The sequence below is a fragment of the Acidocella sp. MX-AZ03 genome (assembly GCF_027626035.1).
GTDB classification, from domain to species: Bacteria; Pseudomonadota; Alphaproteobacteria; order Acetobacterales; family Acetobacteraceae; genus Acidocella; species Acidocella facilis.
On sequence record NZ_CP110774.1, the window covers coordinates 476,238 to 492,667 of the forward strand.

General features: G+C 64.0%; 14 protein-coding genes, 4 pseudogenes and 2 riboswitches. Of the genes and pseudogenes, 8 read left to right on the forward strand and 10 right to left on the reverse strand.

What is annotated here, in order from left to right; translation table 11 throughout:
* Nucleotides 1–83: 83 nt before the first annotated feature.
* Nucleotides 84–413 (reverse strand): hypothetical protein, encoded by a 330-nt coding sequence (locus tag GT370_RS02715; protein WP_008493341.1) that lies wholly within the window; start codon nucleotides 411–413, stop codon nucleotides 84–86.
* A 38-nt stretch (nucleotides 414–451) separates the two neighbouring features.
* Here GT370_RS02715 and metH point away from each other — a divergent pair.
* Nucleotides 452–3,936 (forward strand): annotated as a pseudogene (gene metH / locus GT370_RS02720) (methionine synthase).
* Nucleotides 3,937–4,125: 189 nt separating this feature from the next.
* Nucleotides 4,126–4,879: pseudogene (locus tag GT370_RS02725) on the forward strand (IS5 family transposase).
* Between the two features lie 38 nt (nucleotides 4,880–4,917).
* Here the strand turns inward: GT370_RS02725 and GT370_RS02730 are convergent.
* The 6 genes and pseudogenes from GT370_RS02730 to GT370_RS02755 form a co-directional block, all read right to left on the reverse strand.
* Nucleotides 4,918–5,112 (reverse strand): hypothetical protein, encoded by a 195-nt coding sequence (locus GT370_RS02730; protein WP_270183853.1) that lies wholly within the window; start codon nucleotides 5,110–5,112, stop codon nucleotides 4,918–4,920.
* Complete coding sequence (locus tag GT370_RS02735; RefSeq protein WP_270183854.1) at nucleotides 5,103–5,228, reverse strand: hypothetical protein; 126 nt, start codon at nucleotides 5,226–5,228, stop codon at nucleotides 5,103–5,105. The genes GT370_RS02730 and GT370_RS02735 overlap by 10 nt, the downstream gene beginning before the upstream one ends.
* A pseudogene (locus tag GT370_RS02740) lies at nucleotides 5,225–6,117 on the reverse strand (DnaJ C-terminal domain-containing protein). Before GT370_RS02740 ends, GT370_RS02735 begins: the two are co-directional and overlap by 4 nt.
* Before the next feature lie 228 nt (nucleotides 6,118–6,345).
* Entirely contained in the window at nucleotides 6,346–6,726 is a 381-nt protein-coding gene (locus GT370_RS02745) for a response regulator (RefSeq protein WP_008493336.1), read from the reverse strand.
* Nucleotides 6,723–7,064 (reverse strand): response regulator, encoded by a 342-nt coding sequence (locus tag GT370_RS02750; RefSeq protein ID WP_205619739.1) that lies wholly within the window; start codon nucleotides 7,062–7,064, stop codon nucleotides 6,723–6,725. Before GT370_RS02750 ends, GT370_RS02745 begins: the two co-directional genes overlap by 4 nt.
* Before the next feature lie 132 nt (nucleotides 7,065–7,196).
* Nucleotides 7,197–7,982: an ABC transporter ATP-binding protein gene (locus tag GT370_RS02755; RefSeq protein WP_008493334.1), complete on the reverse strand. Its 786-nt coding sequence runs from the start codon at nucleotides 7,980–7,982 to the stop codon at nucleotides 7,197–7,199.
* 84 nt (nucleotides 7,983–8,066) lie between these two features.
* Nucleotides 8,067–8,157, forward strand: a riboswitch (glycine riboswitch).
* Between the two features lie 13 nt (nucleotides 8,158–8,170).
* Nucleotides 8,171–8,269: riboswitch (glycine riboswitch) on the forward strand.
* A gap of 46 nt (nucleotides 8,270–8,315) precedes the next feature.
* On the opposite strand from GT370_RS02755, the gene gcvT reads away from it, so the two are divergent.
* From gcvT to speE, 5 genes and pseudogenes are all read left to right on the forward strand, one after another.
* Entirely contained in the window at nucleotides 8,316–9,377 is a 1,062-nt protein-coding gene (gene gcvT, locus GT370_RS02760) for a glycine cleavage system aminomethyltransferase GcvT (RefSeq protein ID WP_039884766.1), read from the forward strand.
* 12 nt (nucleotides 9,378–9,389) lie between these two features.
* Nucleotides 9,390–9,770: a glycine cleavage system protein GcvH gene (gene gcvH, locus GT370_RS02765; protein WP_008493332.1), complete on the forward strand. Its 381-nt coding sequence runs from the start codon at nucleotides 9,390–9,392 to the stop codon at nucleotides 9,768–9,770.
* Nucleotides 9,767–12,636: pseudogene (gene gcvP, locus GT370_RS02770) on the forward strand (aminomethyl-transferring glycine dehydrogenase). Before gcvH ends, gcvP begins: the two are co-directional and overlap by 4 nt.
* A gap of 204 nt (nucleotides 12,637–12,840) precedes the next feature.
* A complete protein-coding gene (gene speD, locus GT370_RS02775; RefSeq protein WP_008493330.1) occupies nucleotides 12,841–13,296 on the forward strand; it encodes an adenosylmethionine decarboxylase in 456 nt (151 codons plus the stop codon).
* Between the two features lie 298 nt (nucleotides 13,297–13,594).
* On the forward strand, nucleotides 13,595–14,461 hold the full coding sequence (gene speE / locus GT370_RS02780) for a polyamine aminopropyltransferase (RefSeq protein ID WP_008493328.1): 867 nt from the start codon (nucleotides 13,595–13,597) through the stop codon (nucleotides 14,459–14,461).
* Between the two features lie 139 nt (nucleotides 14,462–14,600).
* Here the strand turns inward: speE and GT370_RS02785 are convergent, their stop codons facing one another.
* A complete protein-coding gene (locus GT370_RS02785; RefSeq protein ID WP_008493327.1) occupies nucleotides 14,601–15,236 on the reverse strand; it encodes a DNA-3-methyladenine glycosylase family protein in 636 nt (211 codons plus the stop codon).
* A 74-nt stretch (nucleotides 15,237–15,310) separates the two neighbouring features.
* Complete coding sequence (locus tag GT370_RS02790) at nucleotides 15,311–15,520, reverse strand: hypothetical protein (RefSeq protein WP_270183855.1); 210 nt, start codon at nucleotides 15,518–15,520, stop codon at nucleotides 15,311–15,313.
* Nucleotides 15,521–15,757: 237 nt separating this feature from the next.
* Between GT370_RS02790 and GT370_RS02795 the strand changes: the two genes are divergently transcribed.
* The gene (locus tag GT370_RS02795) at nucleotides 15,758–15,934 is read left to right on the forward strand and encodes a hypothetical protein (RefSeq protein ID WP_270183856.1); all 177 of its coding nucleotides are present in this window, start codon (nucleotides 15,758–15,760) and stop codon (nucleotides 15,932–15,934) included.
* Between the two features lie 28 nt (nucleotides 15,935–15,962).
* Here GT370_RS02795 and GT370_RS02800 read toward each other — a convergent pair whose 3' ends face one another.
* Nucleotides 15,963–16,391 carry a S24 family peptidase gene (locus GT370_RS02800; RefSeq protein ID WP_442865480.1) on the reverse strand — a complete coding sequence of 143 codons (429 nt, stop codon included), beginning with the start codon at nucleotides 16,389–16,391 and terminating at the stop codon, nucleotides 15,963–15,965.
* Nucleotides 16,392–16,430: the final 39 nt, after the last annotated feature.

Below are 16,430 nucleotides of genomic sequence, written 5' to 3' on the forward strand. Positions count from 1 at the left end.
AGGGGTTTAAGGGGGATTTTTGCAAAAATCCCCCTTCAGACAAAAGCCCGGACCGCCCCTCGCGGGGCGTCCGGGCTTTTGTCTCATCCCAGCCGAAACCGCGCTTTCGTCACCGCATCCTGCTCCAGCGCCGCCTTGATATCCGCCTCCCCCTGCAACGAGGCCAGAATCACCACACGCTCGAAATAAGGTGCCGCCCCCATCGCCCGGTCCCGGTACAGGGCGGAGAAGGCATTCGCCGCCGGGCCGCGCGCCGTGCAGCAGAAGCAGCCGGGCTGGTGGCCAAAGCGCGGGGCGGTGAAACGTATGGCGTGGCCGGCCGGCGGCATGGCGTGGCCATCCTCCACCAGCACCGCGTCAAGCGGGCCGGGCGTGCCCCCTATATAAACCGGAATGCGGCCATCCTTTTCCATGACTTGGAAATGGGGGTGCGGGGGGCTATTTGGCAAGCATGTCAAAGCGTCCACATCTGCTCGAAGCCCTCTCCCGTAACGTTCTGCTCTGCGATGGCGGCATGGGCTCGCGCGTGCAGGCGCTGACCCTCGATATCGAGAAGGATTTCTGGGACAAGGAAAACTGTACGGAAGTGCTGAACCTGTCCCGGCCGGATCTCGTGCGCGAGATCCATCGCGGCTATTTCGAGGCCGGCTCGGACATGGTGCAGACCAATTCCTTCGGTGGCTCGCCGATCACGCTGGCGGAGTTCGAGCTGCAGGACCGCGCCTTCGAGATCAACAAAATCGCCGGGGAGCTGGCGCGCGAGGCGGCGGAGAGCTTCGCCGATGGCCGGCAGCGCTGGGTGGTCGGCTCGATCGGGCCGGGGACGAAGCTGCCGAGCCTGGGCAATATCGCCTATGACCCGCTGGAGGAGGCGCTCTACGCCCAATGCGTCGGGCTGCTGGCCGGCGGGGTGGATGCGCTGCTGATCGAGACCTGCCAGGACACGCTGCAGATCAAAGCCGCGGTGAACGGCGCCAAGCGCGCCATTCGTGAGGCCGGGAAGGATACGCCGATTTTTGTGCAGGTGACGGTGGAGACCACCGGCACGCTGCTGGTGGGGCCGGACATCGCCGCCGCGGCCACCGTCATCCACGCGCTGGATGTGCCGCTGATGGGGCTGAACTGCGCCACCGGCCCGCAGGAGATGGCCGAGCATGTGCGCTATCTCTCCCAGAGCTGGCCCGGCAAGATTTCCGTGCAGCCGAATGCCGGCCTGCCCGAGCTGGTGGATGGCCAGACCCATTACCCGCTGAGCGGGGCCGAGATGGCGAGCTGGGTGGAGCGTTTCGTGGTCGAGGACGGGGTGAACCTGATCGGCGGGTGCTGTGGCACCTCCATCCCGCATATCCAGGCGCTGGACGGGATGCTGAGGAAGCTGGGCAATCCGCGCCCGGCGCCAATCGCGCGCAAATTCCACTGGGTGCCGTCCGTCGCCAGCCTCTATGGCGCGGTGCCGTTGCGCCAGGAGAACGCCTATTTCTCCATCGGCGAGCGCTGCAACGCCAATGGCTCGAAGAAATGGCGCGAGCTGCAGGAAAGCGGCGACTGGGATGGCTGTGTCGCCATGGGCCGTGAGCAGGTGGCGGAAGCCTCCAACGCGCTGGATATCTGCACCGCCTTCGTCGGGCGCGACGAGATCGCCGAGATGAACCAGGTGATCACCCGCTTCACCTCCTCGGTGAACGCGCCTTTGGTGATCGATTCCACCGAGACGCCGGTGATCGAGGCGGCGCTGAAGCTGCATGGCGGCAAGCCGATCATCAACTCGATCAATTTCGAGGATGGCGAGGGGCATGCGCGTGAGCGCCTGAAGCTCGCGAAGAAGTTTGGCGCGGCGATGATCGCGCTGACCATCGATGAGGTCGGCATGGCCAAGGAGCCGGCCGACAAGCTGCGCATCGCCGAGCGGCTGGTGGCCTTTGCCTGCGACCAGTACGGGCTGCCGCAATCCGATCTGATGATCGACCCGCTGACCTTCACCATCGCCACCGGCAATGAGGATGACCGCAAGCTGGGGCAATGGACGCTGGAAGGCATCAAGCTGATCCGGGATAAGTTCCCGGACATCCAGATCATCCTCGGCCTCTCCAACATCTCCTTCGGCCTCAACCCCGCCGCGCGGGCGGTGCTGAATTCGGTGTTCCTGGACCATGCGGTGAAGGCCGGCATGACCGGGGCGATCGTGCATGTCTCAAAAATCCGGCCGCTGCATCTGATCGACCCGGCGGAGGTGAAGGTGTGCGAGGATCTGATCTTCGACCGCCGCGAAGAAGGCTATGACCCGTTGCAGAAGCTGCTGGAGATGTTCGCGGACCGCAAGGCGGCGGACGCCACCAAGAAGAAGCGCGCCGAGACCCCGGAAGGGCGGCTGAAGGACCGCATCGTCGATGGCGACCGCAAGGGGCTGACCGAGGATCTGGACGAGGCGCTGAAAACCCACAAGCCGCTGGAGATCATCAACAACATCCTGCTGGATGGCATGAAGGTGGTGGGCGAGCTGTTCGGCGCCGGCAAGATGCAGCTGCCGTTCGTGCTGCAATCGGCCGAGACGATGAAGGCGGCGGTGGCTTATCTGGAGCCGATGATGGAGCGCGTCGAGGGTGAGGAGCGCGGCATCATCGTGCTCGCCACGGTGAAGGGCGATGTGCATGACATCGGCAAGAACCTGGTCGACATCATCCTCACCAATAACGGCTACAAGGTCGTCAATCTCGGCATCAAGGTGCCGCTGGCGGAGATGGTGGCGGCGGCGAAGGAACATAAGGCCCATGCCATCGGCATGTCCGGCCTGCTGGTGAAATCCACGGTGGTGATGCGCGAGAATCTGGAAGAGATGTCCCGCCAGGGGCTGGATATTCCGGTGATGCTGGGCGGCGCGGCGCTGACCCGCAATTATGTCGAGGAGGATTGCGCCGCTTCCTACGCCTCCGGCCGTGTCGCCTATGCGCGCGATGCGTTCGACGGGCTGCATCTGATGGACAAGGTGACGGGGAATGATTTCGACGATTACCTCGCCGCGATCCAGGCCAAGCGCGCCGGCAAGGCCCGCAACACCAAGCGCACGCTGGGCCAGGCGGAGGCGAGCGCCTTCGCGCCGGTGGATGTGAAGGAGGTGCAGGCCCGCCGCCGGCGTTTGAACGCGGACCAGCCGGATGTGGTGCCGCCCTTCTGGGGGCGAAGGTTTTGGAGGCCGCGCCGAAGGCGGTGGTGCCGTTCCTGAATGAACGCTCTTTGTTCCAGTTCCAATGGGGCTTTCGCAAGCAGGGCAAGAGCCTGGAGGATTTCATGGGCTGGGCGCGCCAGGAGCTGCGGCCGGTGATGAAGCGCATGCTCGATCTCTGCGAGGCGGAGCGCATCCTGCACCCGCAGGCCGTGTATGGCTATTGGAAGGCGGCGGGGCAGGGGAATGATCTGATCCTGTTCGATGAGGACGGCACCACCGAAGTTGCCCGCTTCGCGCTGCCGCGCCAGCCCAGGCTGGATGGCGAATGCATCGCGGATTTCTTCCCGGACGTGGAGGATGGGCGCGGCGTGATCGGGCTGCAGGCGGTGACCATGGGGCAGAAGGCGTCCGAGGTGGCGCGGGAATGGTTCGAGGGCAACCGCTACCAGGATTACCTCTATCTGCACGGCGTTTCGGTGGAGATGGCGGAGGCGCTGGCGGAATACACCCATAAGCGCATCCGCGCCGAGCTGGGCTTCGCGGCGGAGGATGACCGGGAGATGGAGAAGATGCTGGGGCAGGGCTATCGCGGCTCGCGCTACAGCTTCGGCTACCCGGCCTGCCCGAAGCTGGAGGACCAGGAGCAGCTTCTGCGGCTGCTGGGGGCGGAGCGGATTGGGATTTCGCTGTCGGACGAGCATCAGCTGCATCCGGAACAGAGCACCAGCGCGATTGTGGTGTTGAACAGCCACGCGAAGTATTTTTCGGTGTAAAAAGTTTTTGGCGTCCCGATGACGGAGCGGCGCAGCCGCGTAGTCTGAATCGGGCCGCCCAAATCCAAAGAGAAACGTTTGGGGTTTTGACGACGACGTAGTCAACGCCCCGAACGTTTTTGTCGCTTTTTGGGGCTTGTTGAGATTTAAGGATTCCCCTGACCACGTCTTTTGTGATTCACGCTTTTCATGGAAGAGCGTTTTGTCCTGACTGACGCCCAATGGGCGAAGATTGAGCCGCACTGCCTTGGGAAAGTGGGTGATCCCGGCGGAGCGGTTTGAATAACCGCTTATTTGTTGAAGGTGTTTTGTGGATTGCGCGCACGGGCAGCCCGTGGCGTGATCTGCCGCCGTGGTTTGGTAAATGGAACACGGTGTTCAAGCGTTACCGTGACTGGGTAAAAGCTGGTGTTTTTCAGAAGCTTTTCGAGGCCTTATCGGATGAGCCGGACATGGAATACGCGATGATCGACGGCACGGTTGTAAAGGTCCATCGCCATGGCCAAGGCGCAAAAGGGGGACCAAAAGCCAGGCCATAGGGCGCAGCGTCACCGGATGGGCGACCAAAATCGTCGCTTTAACAGACGCGCTCGGCAATCTGGTCCGCTTCGTCATTATCCCCGGTCAGCATTTTGACACTGTCGGCGTCGCCCCGCTCATCCAGCAGGCGGACTTTGCCGCTTTGCTTGCCGACAAGGCATTTGACGTAGAGTGGATCCGTGAGGCTCTGGAAAAGCAAAAGGCAGAGGCCGTCATTCCCCAACGGAAAAACCGTATCGTCAAACGCGATTATGACAAAACGACCTATAAGGCCCGCCATCTCATCGAAAACTTTTTCGCCAAACTCAAGGAGTTCAAGCGTATCGCCATGCGCAGCGACAAGACAGACCAATCCTTCAAAGCAATGATCTATCTCGCCGCTGCAACAATCAATTCACGATGAATGTCAACAAGCCCTGAAAAAAGCGACACCAAAAACTTTTATTTATTTAGTTTATCCAGAATCGCCTCGCGCGCCTCCGGCGGCAGGCTCGCCAGCGCCGCGTTCAGCTTCGCCGCGTTGCGCCGCAACTCGTAGAGCTGGTCCAGCAGCGACAGCACCACCGGCATCGCCGCCTCGCCAATCTCCAGATCATGGCGCAGCGTCTGGATCAGCCTGATCCGCGCTACATCCACCGCCTCGAACTGCCATGCCCCTGCGCGCCGCGCGCGCGGACCCAGGCGGCCTCGATCCAGCCGCCCAGTTCCGCCTCGTCCAGCCCGGAAATATGCAGAGACTCGAAATCCATCATTTCAGCCCCTCCCTTGGGTTGAAGCCGGGCTGCTCCCAGCCTTCCAGGAATGTCTTCAACGCCGCATCGGCCGGGCCGATGACCACGTTCAGCTTCACATGCAGATCCCCCGCCTCGTGCTTGCCATGCGCCGGCACGCCGCGCCCGCGCAGCCGCATTTCGGTGCCGCTCTCGGTGCCGGGGCGGATCGTCATCGCCACATCGCCGGCCGGGGTGGGCAGGGTGATCTTCGCCCCCAGCACCGCCTCCTTCATCGAGACCGGCACTTCCATATGGATATTGCGGCCCAGGCGGCGGTAGAATTTATGCGGCGCGATATGGATTTCGATCAGCGCATCGCCATCCGGCCCGCCTTTGGCGCCGGGATCGCCCTTGCCACGCAGGCGCAGAATATCCCCTTCCTCGGTGCCGGGGGAATTTTCACATCCAGCGTGCCGCCATCGGGCAAGGTGATGCGCCTTGTGGCGCCGCTTACCGCCTCCAGGAAGCCAACCTCCAGGCTATATTGCCGATCCCGCCCCTTGGCCGGGCCGCGCGGGCGCTGGTTGAAGATGTTGCCGAACAGATCCTCGAAATCCGCGCCACCGCCGGCACCGGAATAGGCGTAGCGCTCGCCCGGCCCGGCCTCGGCATATTGGCGCCAGCTCTGCGCCTGGGGACGCTCGGCCCCCGAGGCGTCGATCTCGCCGCGATCATATTTGCCGCGCTTCTCGGCGTCGCTGAGCAGGTCATAGGCGCCGGAGATGGATTTGAAGGTCTCCTCCGCCGCCTTGTTGCCGGGGTTGAGATCCGGATGGTGCTTCTTCGCCAGCTTCCGATAGGCGGAACGGATTTCGTCCGCGCTGGCCTCTTTCTTCACACCGAGAATTTTATACGGGTCGTCTGCCATGCTCGTCCCTGAATCGAAGGTAATGCAACCTAGAGCGCTTTCAGGCTGACCGTAAACGGTCGGCGCGCTCTAGCTCTTTGTTTCGACGAGCCACTTTACGACCCTGAATGATTCCAGTCAGGGTCGTGTTGCTCTACCTCTAAGATAGGGAGGCAAAGCTTTATTTAACAACGCCCCGGCACGGTAAAGCCGGCTGCCGGGCGCATCAGCTTTTCAGCGCGAACGCGCTTACTGGCCGTGCCGCCGGGCGGTGAGCCGCTTGATCTGCTCCAGCAGATATTGATGATCGTAAGGCGGGTTTTCTTCCGGCCCCATCTCGCACAGATCATGCGCTTTGGCGGCGGTGCTGGCCAGGCCGGCGCTCAGCACCACGTCGAGATCCGGGAAGGCCTCGCGGGCCAGGCGCGCCGCGGCAAAGCCGACCTCGCCGCGGGAGAACAGCACATCCACCAGCACCTTGCCGGAGTCCAGCAGATGCCGCGCCTCCTCCAGCCCGGCCGCCTCGGCGACGTGATAGCCGCATTCGCGCAGATATTCCGCCACCGTATGGCGCACCAGCACATCGGGTTCCACCAGCAGAACCCGTAACAGCTCTTCCGTCTCGCTCATTTCGCCTCCCGTCCCAGCAGGTCCAATGTCGCCTTCGCCGCCGTCTCCAGCCGGTAGGGCTTGGCCAGGAACAGGCCCAGCGCCGAAACATTCTCCCGGCCCGGATTGGCGGAGGTGATGATGCGTTTGAGTTCCGGATAGGCGGTGGCGATGCGGCGCATCAGCTCCAGCCCGTTGATCGAGCCCGGCATGGTGATGTCCGAAAACACCAGATCCGCATCGCCGCCGGCTTGCAGATAGGTCCAGGCATCGTCGGCGTTGCTCGCCTCGATGACGCGCAGGCCCTCATTGCGCAGCGCTTCCGCCAGCAGCAGCCGGATCACCGGCTCGTCTTCCACAAGCAAAACGGCGGCCTGCGCTTGGGAAGAGGGCGGAGATTTGATGGAGAGCATAGGGAGCAAGCGAGATCCGGCCGTTATGGAACTCTCATGTGGGAGAGGCAGGGGCTTCGCGCAATCCCATCAATTCTATCAATGTTTCAATGTGCTCGACAGAAATTGCCGGAAGCGCTCGGTCTTGGGCGCGGCGAACATCTCGTGTGGCGCGCCTTCCTCCTCGGTCTGGCCTTTATGCAGGAACATCACCCGGCTTGCGACCTCGCGGGCGAAGCCCATCTCATGGGTGACGACGAGCATGGTGCGGCCTTCCTTGGCCAAATCGCGCATCACTTTCAGCACCTCGCCGACCAGCTCCGGGTCCAGAGCCGAGGTCGGCTCATCGAACAGCAGCACGTCAGGCTCCATCGCCAGCGCCCGGGCGATGGCGACGCGCTGCTGCTGGCCGCCGGAGAGCTGGGCGGGGAAGGCGTCCAGCTTGGCGGAGAGCCCGACCTTCTCCAGCATCGCCTCGGCCTTGGCGCGGGCGGTCTTCTTGTCTTGCTTGAGCACATGCACCGGCGCTTCCATGACGTTCTGCAGCACGTTCATATGGCCCCAGAGATTGAATTGCTGGAACACCATGGAGAGCCGGGCGCGCAGCCGCTCCAGCTGTTTCGGGTCGGCACAGGCGCGGCCGCCCTTGCCCTGGGTCATCGCGATGGTCTCGCCCTTGATCGCGACACTGCCCTGGTCGGGCATTTCCAGCATGTTGATGCAGCGCAGGAAGGTACTCTTGCCCGATCCGGAGGAGCCGAGAATGGCGATCACATCCTGGTCGCGCGCCGACAGGGACACGCCCTTGAGCACCTCCACCGATCCGAAGGATTTATGGATGTTCTCCACCGCGAGGGCGGGGGCGGTCTGGTTGGCGTCTAGCATGCGGGGCCTCGATCTGGTTTTTGCGCGTAAGGGGCAGATTCAGCTTTGCAAAATACGTACCCTCGGGCAAAAGGGAAGCGTCCTTACGCGGACGCAGGAGAGAGCGGGGCTTGCCCCGCCGCCGAAGGCGCAACCGGCCCCGGAACCGCTCAGGCAAAAGGGCTGCGGATCGGTCGCCGTTTTGCGGGGAAGGACACTCTGGAAAGCCGGCGGGAGCCCCCGCCGCACCGACGGGGTCAAGGGTTTCACCACCCGAATCTCTCAGGTCACAGGACAGAGGGGGGTCAGATTTTCCGGGGCGCGCCGCGCGCCGGGTGAACTGACTTTTGGGGGATTTTTCTTTTGGCCCAGACTCCTTTGGACGCTTTGCATCGCCGGCGCGGCGCGCGCATGGTGGAATTCGCCGGCTATGATATGCCGTTGCAATATCAGGGTATCATCGCCGAACATATGGCCTGCCGCACGGGTGCGGCCTTGTTCGATGTTTCGCATATGGGGCAGGCGGAGATTGCCGACGTGGCCGGGCTGGCCCGCTTCGTGCCGGGCGACGTCGCCGGGCTGAAGCCGGGGCGGCAGCGTTATACGCTGCTGCTGAATGAGGCGGGTGGCATTCTCGATGATTTGATGATGGCCAATCTCGGCGCGCATATCCAGCTGGTGCTGAATGCCGGGCGCAAGGCGGCGGATGTGGCGCATCTGCGTGGCAATGGACTCGATGTCCATACCAGGTTCGACCGCGCGCTGCTCGCCCTGCAGGGCCCGAAAGCCAAGGATGTGCTGCCCGAGGCGGCCGGGCTGAAATTCATGGATGTGGCGGCGCTGGTGGTCGAGGGGATCGACTGCATCATCACCCGCTCCGGCTATACCGGCGAGGACGGATTCGAGATTGGCTGTGCCGGCGAGAATGGCGAGGCGCTGGCGGAAAAGCTGCTGGCGCGCGGCGCGGTGCTGGCGGGACTCGGGGCGCGGGATTCGCTGCGGCTGGAAGCCGGGCTGCCGCTCTATGGCAATGATATCGATGAGACGACCGACCCGGTTTCCGCCGGGCTCGGCTTCGCGCTCTCGAAGAAGCGGCTGGCGCATGCGGATTTCCTGGGTGCCGCCGCGCTGGCGGCGGTGCAGGCCAAGGGGCCGGCGCGGCGTCTGGTCGGCATAAGGCTGGAGGGCCGCGCGCCCGCCCGTGCCGGGGCCGAGATCCGGGGCAAGGACGGGCAGAGCCTCGGCCATGTCACCTCCGGGGTGTTTTCCCCCACACTGAATGCCCCGATCGCGCTCGGCTATGTCCGCGCCGATGCGGCTGAAACCGGCACCGCGCTCGATCTGATCGTGCGTGACAAGCCGCTTCCCGGGCAGGTCACGGACCTGCCCTTCGTTCCTCATAACTATGTCCGCTGAAAGGTAAGGCTCATGTCGCAGATTTTCTATTCCAAGGATCATGAGTGGGTCGCCGTCGGGGCGGATGGGCTGGCCACGATCGGCATCACCGACCACGCCCAGGCGGCGCTGGGCGATATCGTGTTCGTCGAGCTGCCGGAGCCGGGGCGCTCGGTCGGCAAGGGCGAGGCCTGCGCGGTGGTGGAGAGCGTGAAGGCGGCCTCCGACGTGTATGCGCCGCTCTCCGGCACGGTGGCGGAGGTCAATCAGAGCATCGTCGATGAGCCGGCGAAGGTGAACAGCGCCGCCGAGGGCGAGGGCTGGTTCTTCAAGCTGCGCCTGCAGGACCCTGCGGCGCTGACCGAGCTGATGGACCGCGCCGGCTATGACGAATTTCTGGGGACGCTTTCGTGAACGCATTGACCGAACTGGCCGCGCTGGAGCGGCCGGATAGTTTCGTGGGCCGGCATATCGGCCCCAACGAGGCGCAGATTGCCGCGATGCTGAAGGCCGTGGGCGCGCCGAGCCTGGAAGGGCTGATCGCCCAGACGATTCCGGAGAGCATCCGCACCAATGCCGCGCTGGCGCTGCCCGCCGCCGAGGATGAGGCGGCGCTGCTGGAGCGGCTGCGCCAGATCGCCAGCCGCAATGTGGTGAAGCATTCGCTGATCGGCATGGGCTATCACGGCACCGTCACCCCGCCGGTGATCCAGCGCAATGTGCTGGAGAATCCGGGCTGGTACACGGCCTATACGCCCTATCAGGCGGAGATCAGCCAGGGGCGGCTGGAAGCGATTTTGAACTTCCAGACCATGATCGCCTCGCTGACCGGGCTGGATATCGCCAATGCCTCGCTGCTGGACGAGGCCACCGCCGCCGCCGAGGGCGTGGCGATGGCCTTCTCCTTGCACAAGGCCGGCAGCAACGTGATCGCGGTGGCGAAGGATGTGCATCCGCAGACCCGCGCCGTGATCGCCACCCGCGCCTGGCCGCTGGGCTGGGAGATTGTCGATGTGGCGCCGGGTGATGCGGCGGCGATCAGCGCGGCGAAGCCGTTCGCGCTGGTGCTGAATTATCCGGGGTCCACCGGGCAGGTGCGCGACCTCTCTGGCGAGATTGCGGCGGGCAAGGCGGCCGGGGCGATGAGCATCGTCTGCGCCGATCTGCTGGCGCTGACGCTGCTGACCCCGCCGGGCGAGATGGGGGCGGATATCACCGTCGGCTCCGCCCAGCGCTTTGGCGTGCCGATGGGCTTTGGCGGCCCGCATGCCGGCTATTTCGCCACCCGCGACGCGTTCAAGCGCGCCATGCCGGGGCGGCTGGTGGGGGTTTCGATGGATGCCGCCGGGCGGCCGGCGATGCGCCTGGCCTTGCAGACCCGCGAGCAGCATATCCGCCGCGAGAAAGCGACCAGCAATATCTGCACCGCCCAGGTGCTGCTGGCGGTGATGGCCGGGTTCTATGCCGCTTGGCATGGGCCGGAGGGGTTGAAGGCGATTGCGCGGCGGGTCAACCTGCAGGCGCGGCTGCTGGCGGATGTGGTGGCCAAGGCTGGCTTCTCGCTGCGCCACACGGCGTATTTCGACACGCTGGCGATCGAGGCCGGCGCGCAGGCGCAGGCGCTGATGGAGAAGGCCGAGGCGGCCGGGTTCAATCTGCGCCGCATCGATGCAACCGGCATCGGCATCGCGCTGGATGAAACCGTTACCCGCTCTGCGCTGGAGGCGCTGGCCGGGCTGTTCGGCGGCACGCTGGGGGAGGCGGCGGTCTCGATTCCGGCAGAGCTGGAGCGCAAGAGCCGGTTCTGCACTGAGGAGGTGTTCAGCGCGCATCATTCCGAGCACGCCATGCTGCGTTATCTGAAGCGGCTGGAGGATAAGGATGTCGCGCTCAACCGCTCGATGATCCCGCTTGGCTCCTGCACGATGAAGCTCAACGCCGCGGTGGAGATGGCGGCGATCACCTGGCCGGAATTCGCCAGCCTGCATCCTTTCGCGCTGGCCGCGCAGACGCTGGGCTTCAAGCAGCTCATCGACGAGCTGGCGGCGTTGCTGTGCGAGGTGACGGGCTTCGCGGCGGTGTCGCTGCAGCCCAATTCCGGGGCGCAGGGTGAATATGCCGGGCTGCTCGCGATTCGCGCCTATCATGAGGCGCGCGGCGAGGGGCGCGGGATATCTGCCTGATCCCTGCCTCGGCGCACGGCACCAACCCGGCCTCCGCGACGATGGCGGGCTATAAGGTCGTGGTGACCGCCTGCGACAAGCAGGGCAATGTCGAACTGGCCGATATGCAGGCGAAGATTGTCGCCTACGGCCCGCGCATCGCGGCGCTGATGATCACCTATCCCAGCACCCATGGCGTGTTCGAGACCGCGATCCGCGACATCGTGCAGGCGGTGCATGAGGTGGGCGGGCAGGTCTATATGGATGGCGCCAATATGAACGCGCAGGTGGGGCTGACCAGCCCGGCCAATATCGGCGCCGATGTTTGCCATCTCAACCTGCACAAGACCTTCTGCATCCCGCATGGCGGCGGCGGGCCCGGCGTGGGGCCGATTGGGGTGGCGGCACATCTGGCGCCGCATCTGCCCACCCATCCGCTGCGCGCGGATGCGGGGCCGGAAACGGGCTTCGGGCCGGTTTGCGCGGCACCGTTCGGCTCGGCGCTGATCCTGCCCATCCCCTACGCTTATATCCGGCTGATGGGGCCGGAGGGCATCACCCAGGCGACGCGCGCGGCGATCCTGAACGCCAATTACATCGCCACGCGACTCTCCCAGGCCTACCCGATTCTGTATCGGGGCGAGCAGGGGCGCGTCGCGCATGAATGCATCGTCGATTGCCGTGGCTTTGCCGCCACCTCCGGCGTGCAGGTGGAGGATATCGCCAAGCGCCTCGCCGATTACGGCTTCCACGCGCCGACCATGTCCTGGCCCGTCGCCGGGACGCTGATGATCGAGCCGACCGAAAGCGAGGACAAGGCGGAGCTGGACCGGTTCTGCGACGCGATGCTGAGCATCGCCGGGGAGATCGCGCTGATCGCCTCCGGCACCTGGCCGAAGGATGACAACCCGCTGAAGAACGCCCCGCACACCGCCGCCGAGCTGATGGCGGAAGAGTGGGCGCATGGCTATTCCCGGCAGGTGGCCGCCTTCCCGCTGTCCTACGTGGCGGCGCAGAAATACTGGCCGCCGGTGAAGCGGGTGGATAACGTCTATGGCGACCGCAACCTGGTCTGCTCCTGCGCACCGTTGGAGGCTTATCAGGAGGCGGCGGAGTAACGGAAACTTCTTTGTTTCCTGCTTGCGTCTTTCACGAAAACCCCCTGCTCCGCCAACGCGGGGCAGGGGTTAAATTTTTTGGGGTCTGGGGGCAAAATATCACTTGCATCCAGGGGGGATGGCCTCATAAGCCGCCCCCACTGGCCCAGGGGGCATGACGCGGTGTCATGTTCTACAGGCTGTCTACTAGTTAGGGGGTTCGCAATGAACGCACTTGCCCAACTGGGGATGGTCTCGGAGTCTCCGAGCGAAAACCAGATGATTTCCACGGTCTCCGACGAGGCACAGAAGGACTATTACGTCGAAAAAGACGGCGTGAAGTACGCCGGCATGCACCTGATCATCGATCTTTGGGGCGCTTCCAACCTGGATAGCCCGCAGCTGATCGACCAGACGCTGTGCGACGGCGCGCGCGCCGCCGGCGCCACCATCCTGCACCACCATTTCCACCATTTCGAGCCGAATGGCGGCGTCTCCGGCGTCGTCGTGCTGGCCGAAAGCCACATCTCCATCCATAGCTGGCCGGAACGTAACTTCGCCGCTCTGGACGTGTTCATGTGCGGCTGCTGCGACCCCTACAAGCTGATCCCCTTCCTCAAGGAAGCCTTCACGCCGTCGCACATACAGATCAACGAGCAAAAGCGCGGCTTGATCGCGTAAGGATCCCAGGGGGCTCTGCCCCCTGGCCCCCCGTTGGGGCCGTCGCGCCAGAGGCGCGCCGCTTATCTGATAGGCGGCCCTTCGGGCCGACGCCCCCAAACCCCCATTAGTTAAGCGTACCGGGAGGGAGGGGTCACTCGCCCTCCCAGTGCTATGCTTGAAATCCTGGTCCTTTGCGGGCGAGTGACCCCTCCCTCCCGGTACGCTCAGTAGCGGGGGTCTGGGGCCTCAGGCCCCAGCAGGGGGTCAAGGGGGGCGGCGCCCCCCTTGGGTACTGACACGAACAAGGAGCGCTTTGATGGCCGAGACCTGGTTGAATGAGACGTTGTATCCGGATTGGGGGCAGCGCTTTAAGACTGTGCGTGAGTTGGCACGGGTGAAGAGTGAGTTTCAGGATATCGGGGTTTTCGAGACCACGAGTCATGGCCGGGTTTTGACGCTGGATGGCGTGATTCAGATCACTGAGCGCGATGAGTTTGTGTATCAGGAGATGCTGACGCATGTGCCGTTGCTGGCGCATGGGAATGCCAAGGACGTGCTGATTATCGGCGCGGGTGATGGCGGTGTGCTGAAGCATGTGCTGATGCACAAGGGCGTTGAGCGCGCGGTGATGGCGGAGATTGATGGGGAGGTGATTCGCCTTTCCAAAGAGTTCCTGCCGGGCATTGGCGGCGATGCGTGGACCAACCCGCGCGGGCAGGTGATTGTCGGCGACGGCATTGATTATGTGAAGAAGGCGCCGACGGGGTCTTTCGATGTGATTATTGTGGACTCGACCGATCCAATCGGCGTGGGTGAGGTTCTGTTCACTGACGCGTTCTATGAGAACGCGGCGCGGATTTTGCGGGATGACGGGCTGATCGTGAATCAGTGCGGCGTGCCCTTCATGCAGGCGGATGAGCTGTATGAGACCTCGGTGCGGCGCAAGAAATTCTTCCCGTTTGTGTCGGCTTATGTGGCGGCGGTGCCGACCTATGTTGGCGGCTATATGACGCTGGGCTGGGCGGGCAAGAATCCGGCGCAGACTGAGGTGAGCGTGGACGAGATTGCCAAGCGCGCCGAGGCGGCCGGGGATATTGCCGGCAAGAGCGCGTATTGGAGCCCGCAAGTGCATGTGGCGAGCTTCTGGCTGCCGCCCTACATCGCGAAGCACCTGCCGAAGTAAACCCATCCCGATGGCGGCGCGGCGATGTCGCGACGCAATTGGGATAAGTCATAAAAGTTTTTGGGTGCAGCCTTTTTTCAAAAAGGCTGCAAAACCTTCGGGGTTTTGGCACGTGCTTGCCAAAACCCCGCTCTGTTTTTCAGGCGTTGGACAGAATCGTCCCCGGCTTCTTCAGCTCATCCGCCGCGCGCCAGAGATAGCGCGCCGCCAGCGTGCGGTGCGGTGCGTAGGCCTTGCCGATTTCGATGAAGGCTTTCGGCTTTGGCTGGGCGTCCAACCCGTGCAGGATGCGGTAGCCTTCGCGCACGCCGAAATCATCGACGGGAAAAATGTCAGGCCGCTCCAGGGTGAAAATGAGAATCATCTCCACCGTCCAGCGGCCGACGCCGCGGATGGTGATGAGGCGCGCGATCAGCTCTTCGTCGGTGAGGGTTTTCGCGACGCGGTGGGAGGGGATGGTGCCGTCGGCGGCCTTGGCGGCGACATCGCGCAGCGCCGCCACCTTGGAGCCAGAGAATCCGCAGGCGCGCAGCGTGGAGTCAGGAAGGGCGAGCAGCGTTGCGGAATCGGGGAGGGTTTCGCCGCAGGCGGAGCGGAGCCGACCGAGAATGGATTGTGCCGCCTTGGCGTGGAGCTGCTGATGCGCGATGGCGGAGAAGAGCGCGTGATAGAGCTCTTTATGTTCGGGATTGACCCGTGGCAGCTTGCCGAGCCGCTTTATAAGATCGCCCAGGCGGGGGTCGGCTTTTGAAAGATGCGGCAATGGATCATCCATGCCGCATCCTTGCAGGCCCCGCCTAGACGGGCAAGTCGATTAGGACTTGGTGGTGGTGGAGGCCTTCTTGGCCTTCATCTTCTTCTTGGAGACCACTTTCTTGTGGGGGACTTCTTCGCCTTGTGGGCGGAAGCGGCCGGGGCGGACATGGTCGCGGCCGGGGCGGACGCAGCCGGGGCGGAGGTCGCCGGCGCGGTCTGCGCGAAGGCGGTGCCGGACACGGCCAGGGTCAGGGCGGAGGCGAACGCCAGGGTGCGAGAGAACTTGGAAGACAGAGAAGCCATGTTTGTAAATCCCTGAGGGGTTATGGTTACAGCCGCGTGCATAATCCAGTGCAGAATAAAAACAAGAGGGACATGTCACGAAATTCAGCGCCGCGTTGCATTGTCTTACACAACTATGTGAAGACCGCCGCAATCGCGACGCAAATTCGTCACAGCCTTCGTCCAAGTTGAAAACACGTCTGAATATATGGCGAGGATTTAACAATGGCAGAGTTCAATGGTCGGTCGTTCGCGGCCGTGGTGCGGCGTACGGCGCTGGTGATGCTGGCGGGGGCGGCGCTTGCCGGCTGCGTCTATTATCCGTCCGACGGGTATTACAGTTCCGGGTATTACGCCGCGCCGCCGGTGGCCGTGGCGCCGGCGCCGGTTGTCGTCGGCGGCTGGTGGGGCGGGGACGACGATGACTGGCGCTGAGGGCTTTTGAAATCGACCCGGCCTGAGCCTACTGGCTGGCCCAGACGATCCGGTGCATCCATAAAACCGCGCGCGCGGAAAAACGCAGGTCCGGGTAATCCGGATTGAGCGAGCCCAGCTCGATCTGCCCCGCGGTGCGGCGCAGAAGCAGCTTCGCCATCACCGCCTCATCCTGGGTGCGGACCACCACGCGGTCGCCCTGGCGCACGGGAGCGGCCGGGGAGACGATGATGGTATCGCCCGGCCGGTAGACCGGCAGCATCGACTCGCCGCTGATGCTGAGCGCGTAGGCGTGCACATCGGCGACGGTGGGGAGTTCCACCTCATCCCAGCCGGCCCCGGCGGGATAGCCGCCATCATCGAAAAACCCTTCCGCGCCCGCTTGCGCCATGCCGATCAGCGGCAGGCGCGAGCGGCCTTTGGCGCGTGCCTCCGGGATGGCGCGCGCGCCGTTCACCAGAGCGGAGAAATGCTCCAGCTTGGCGCCGGTGGCGTC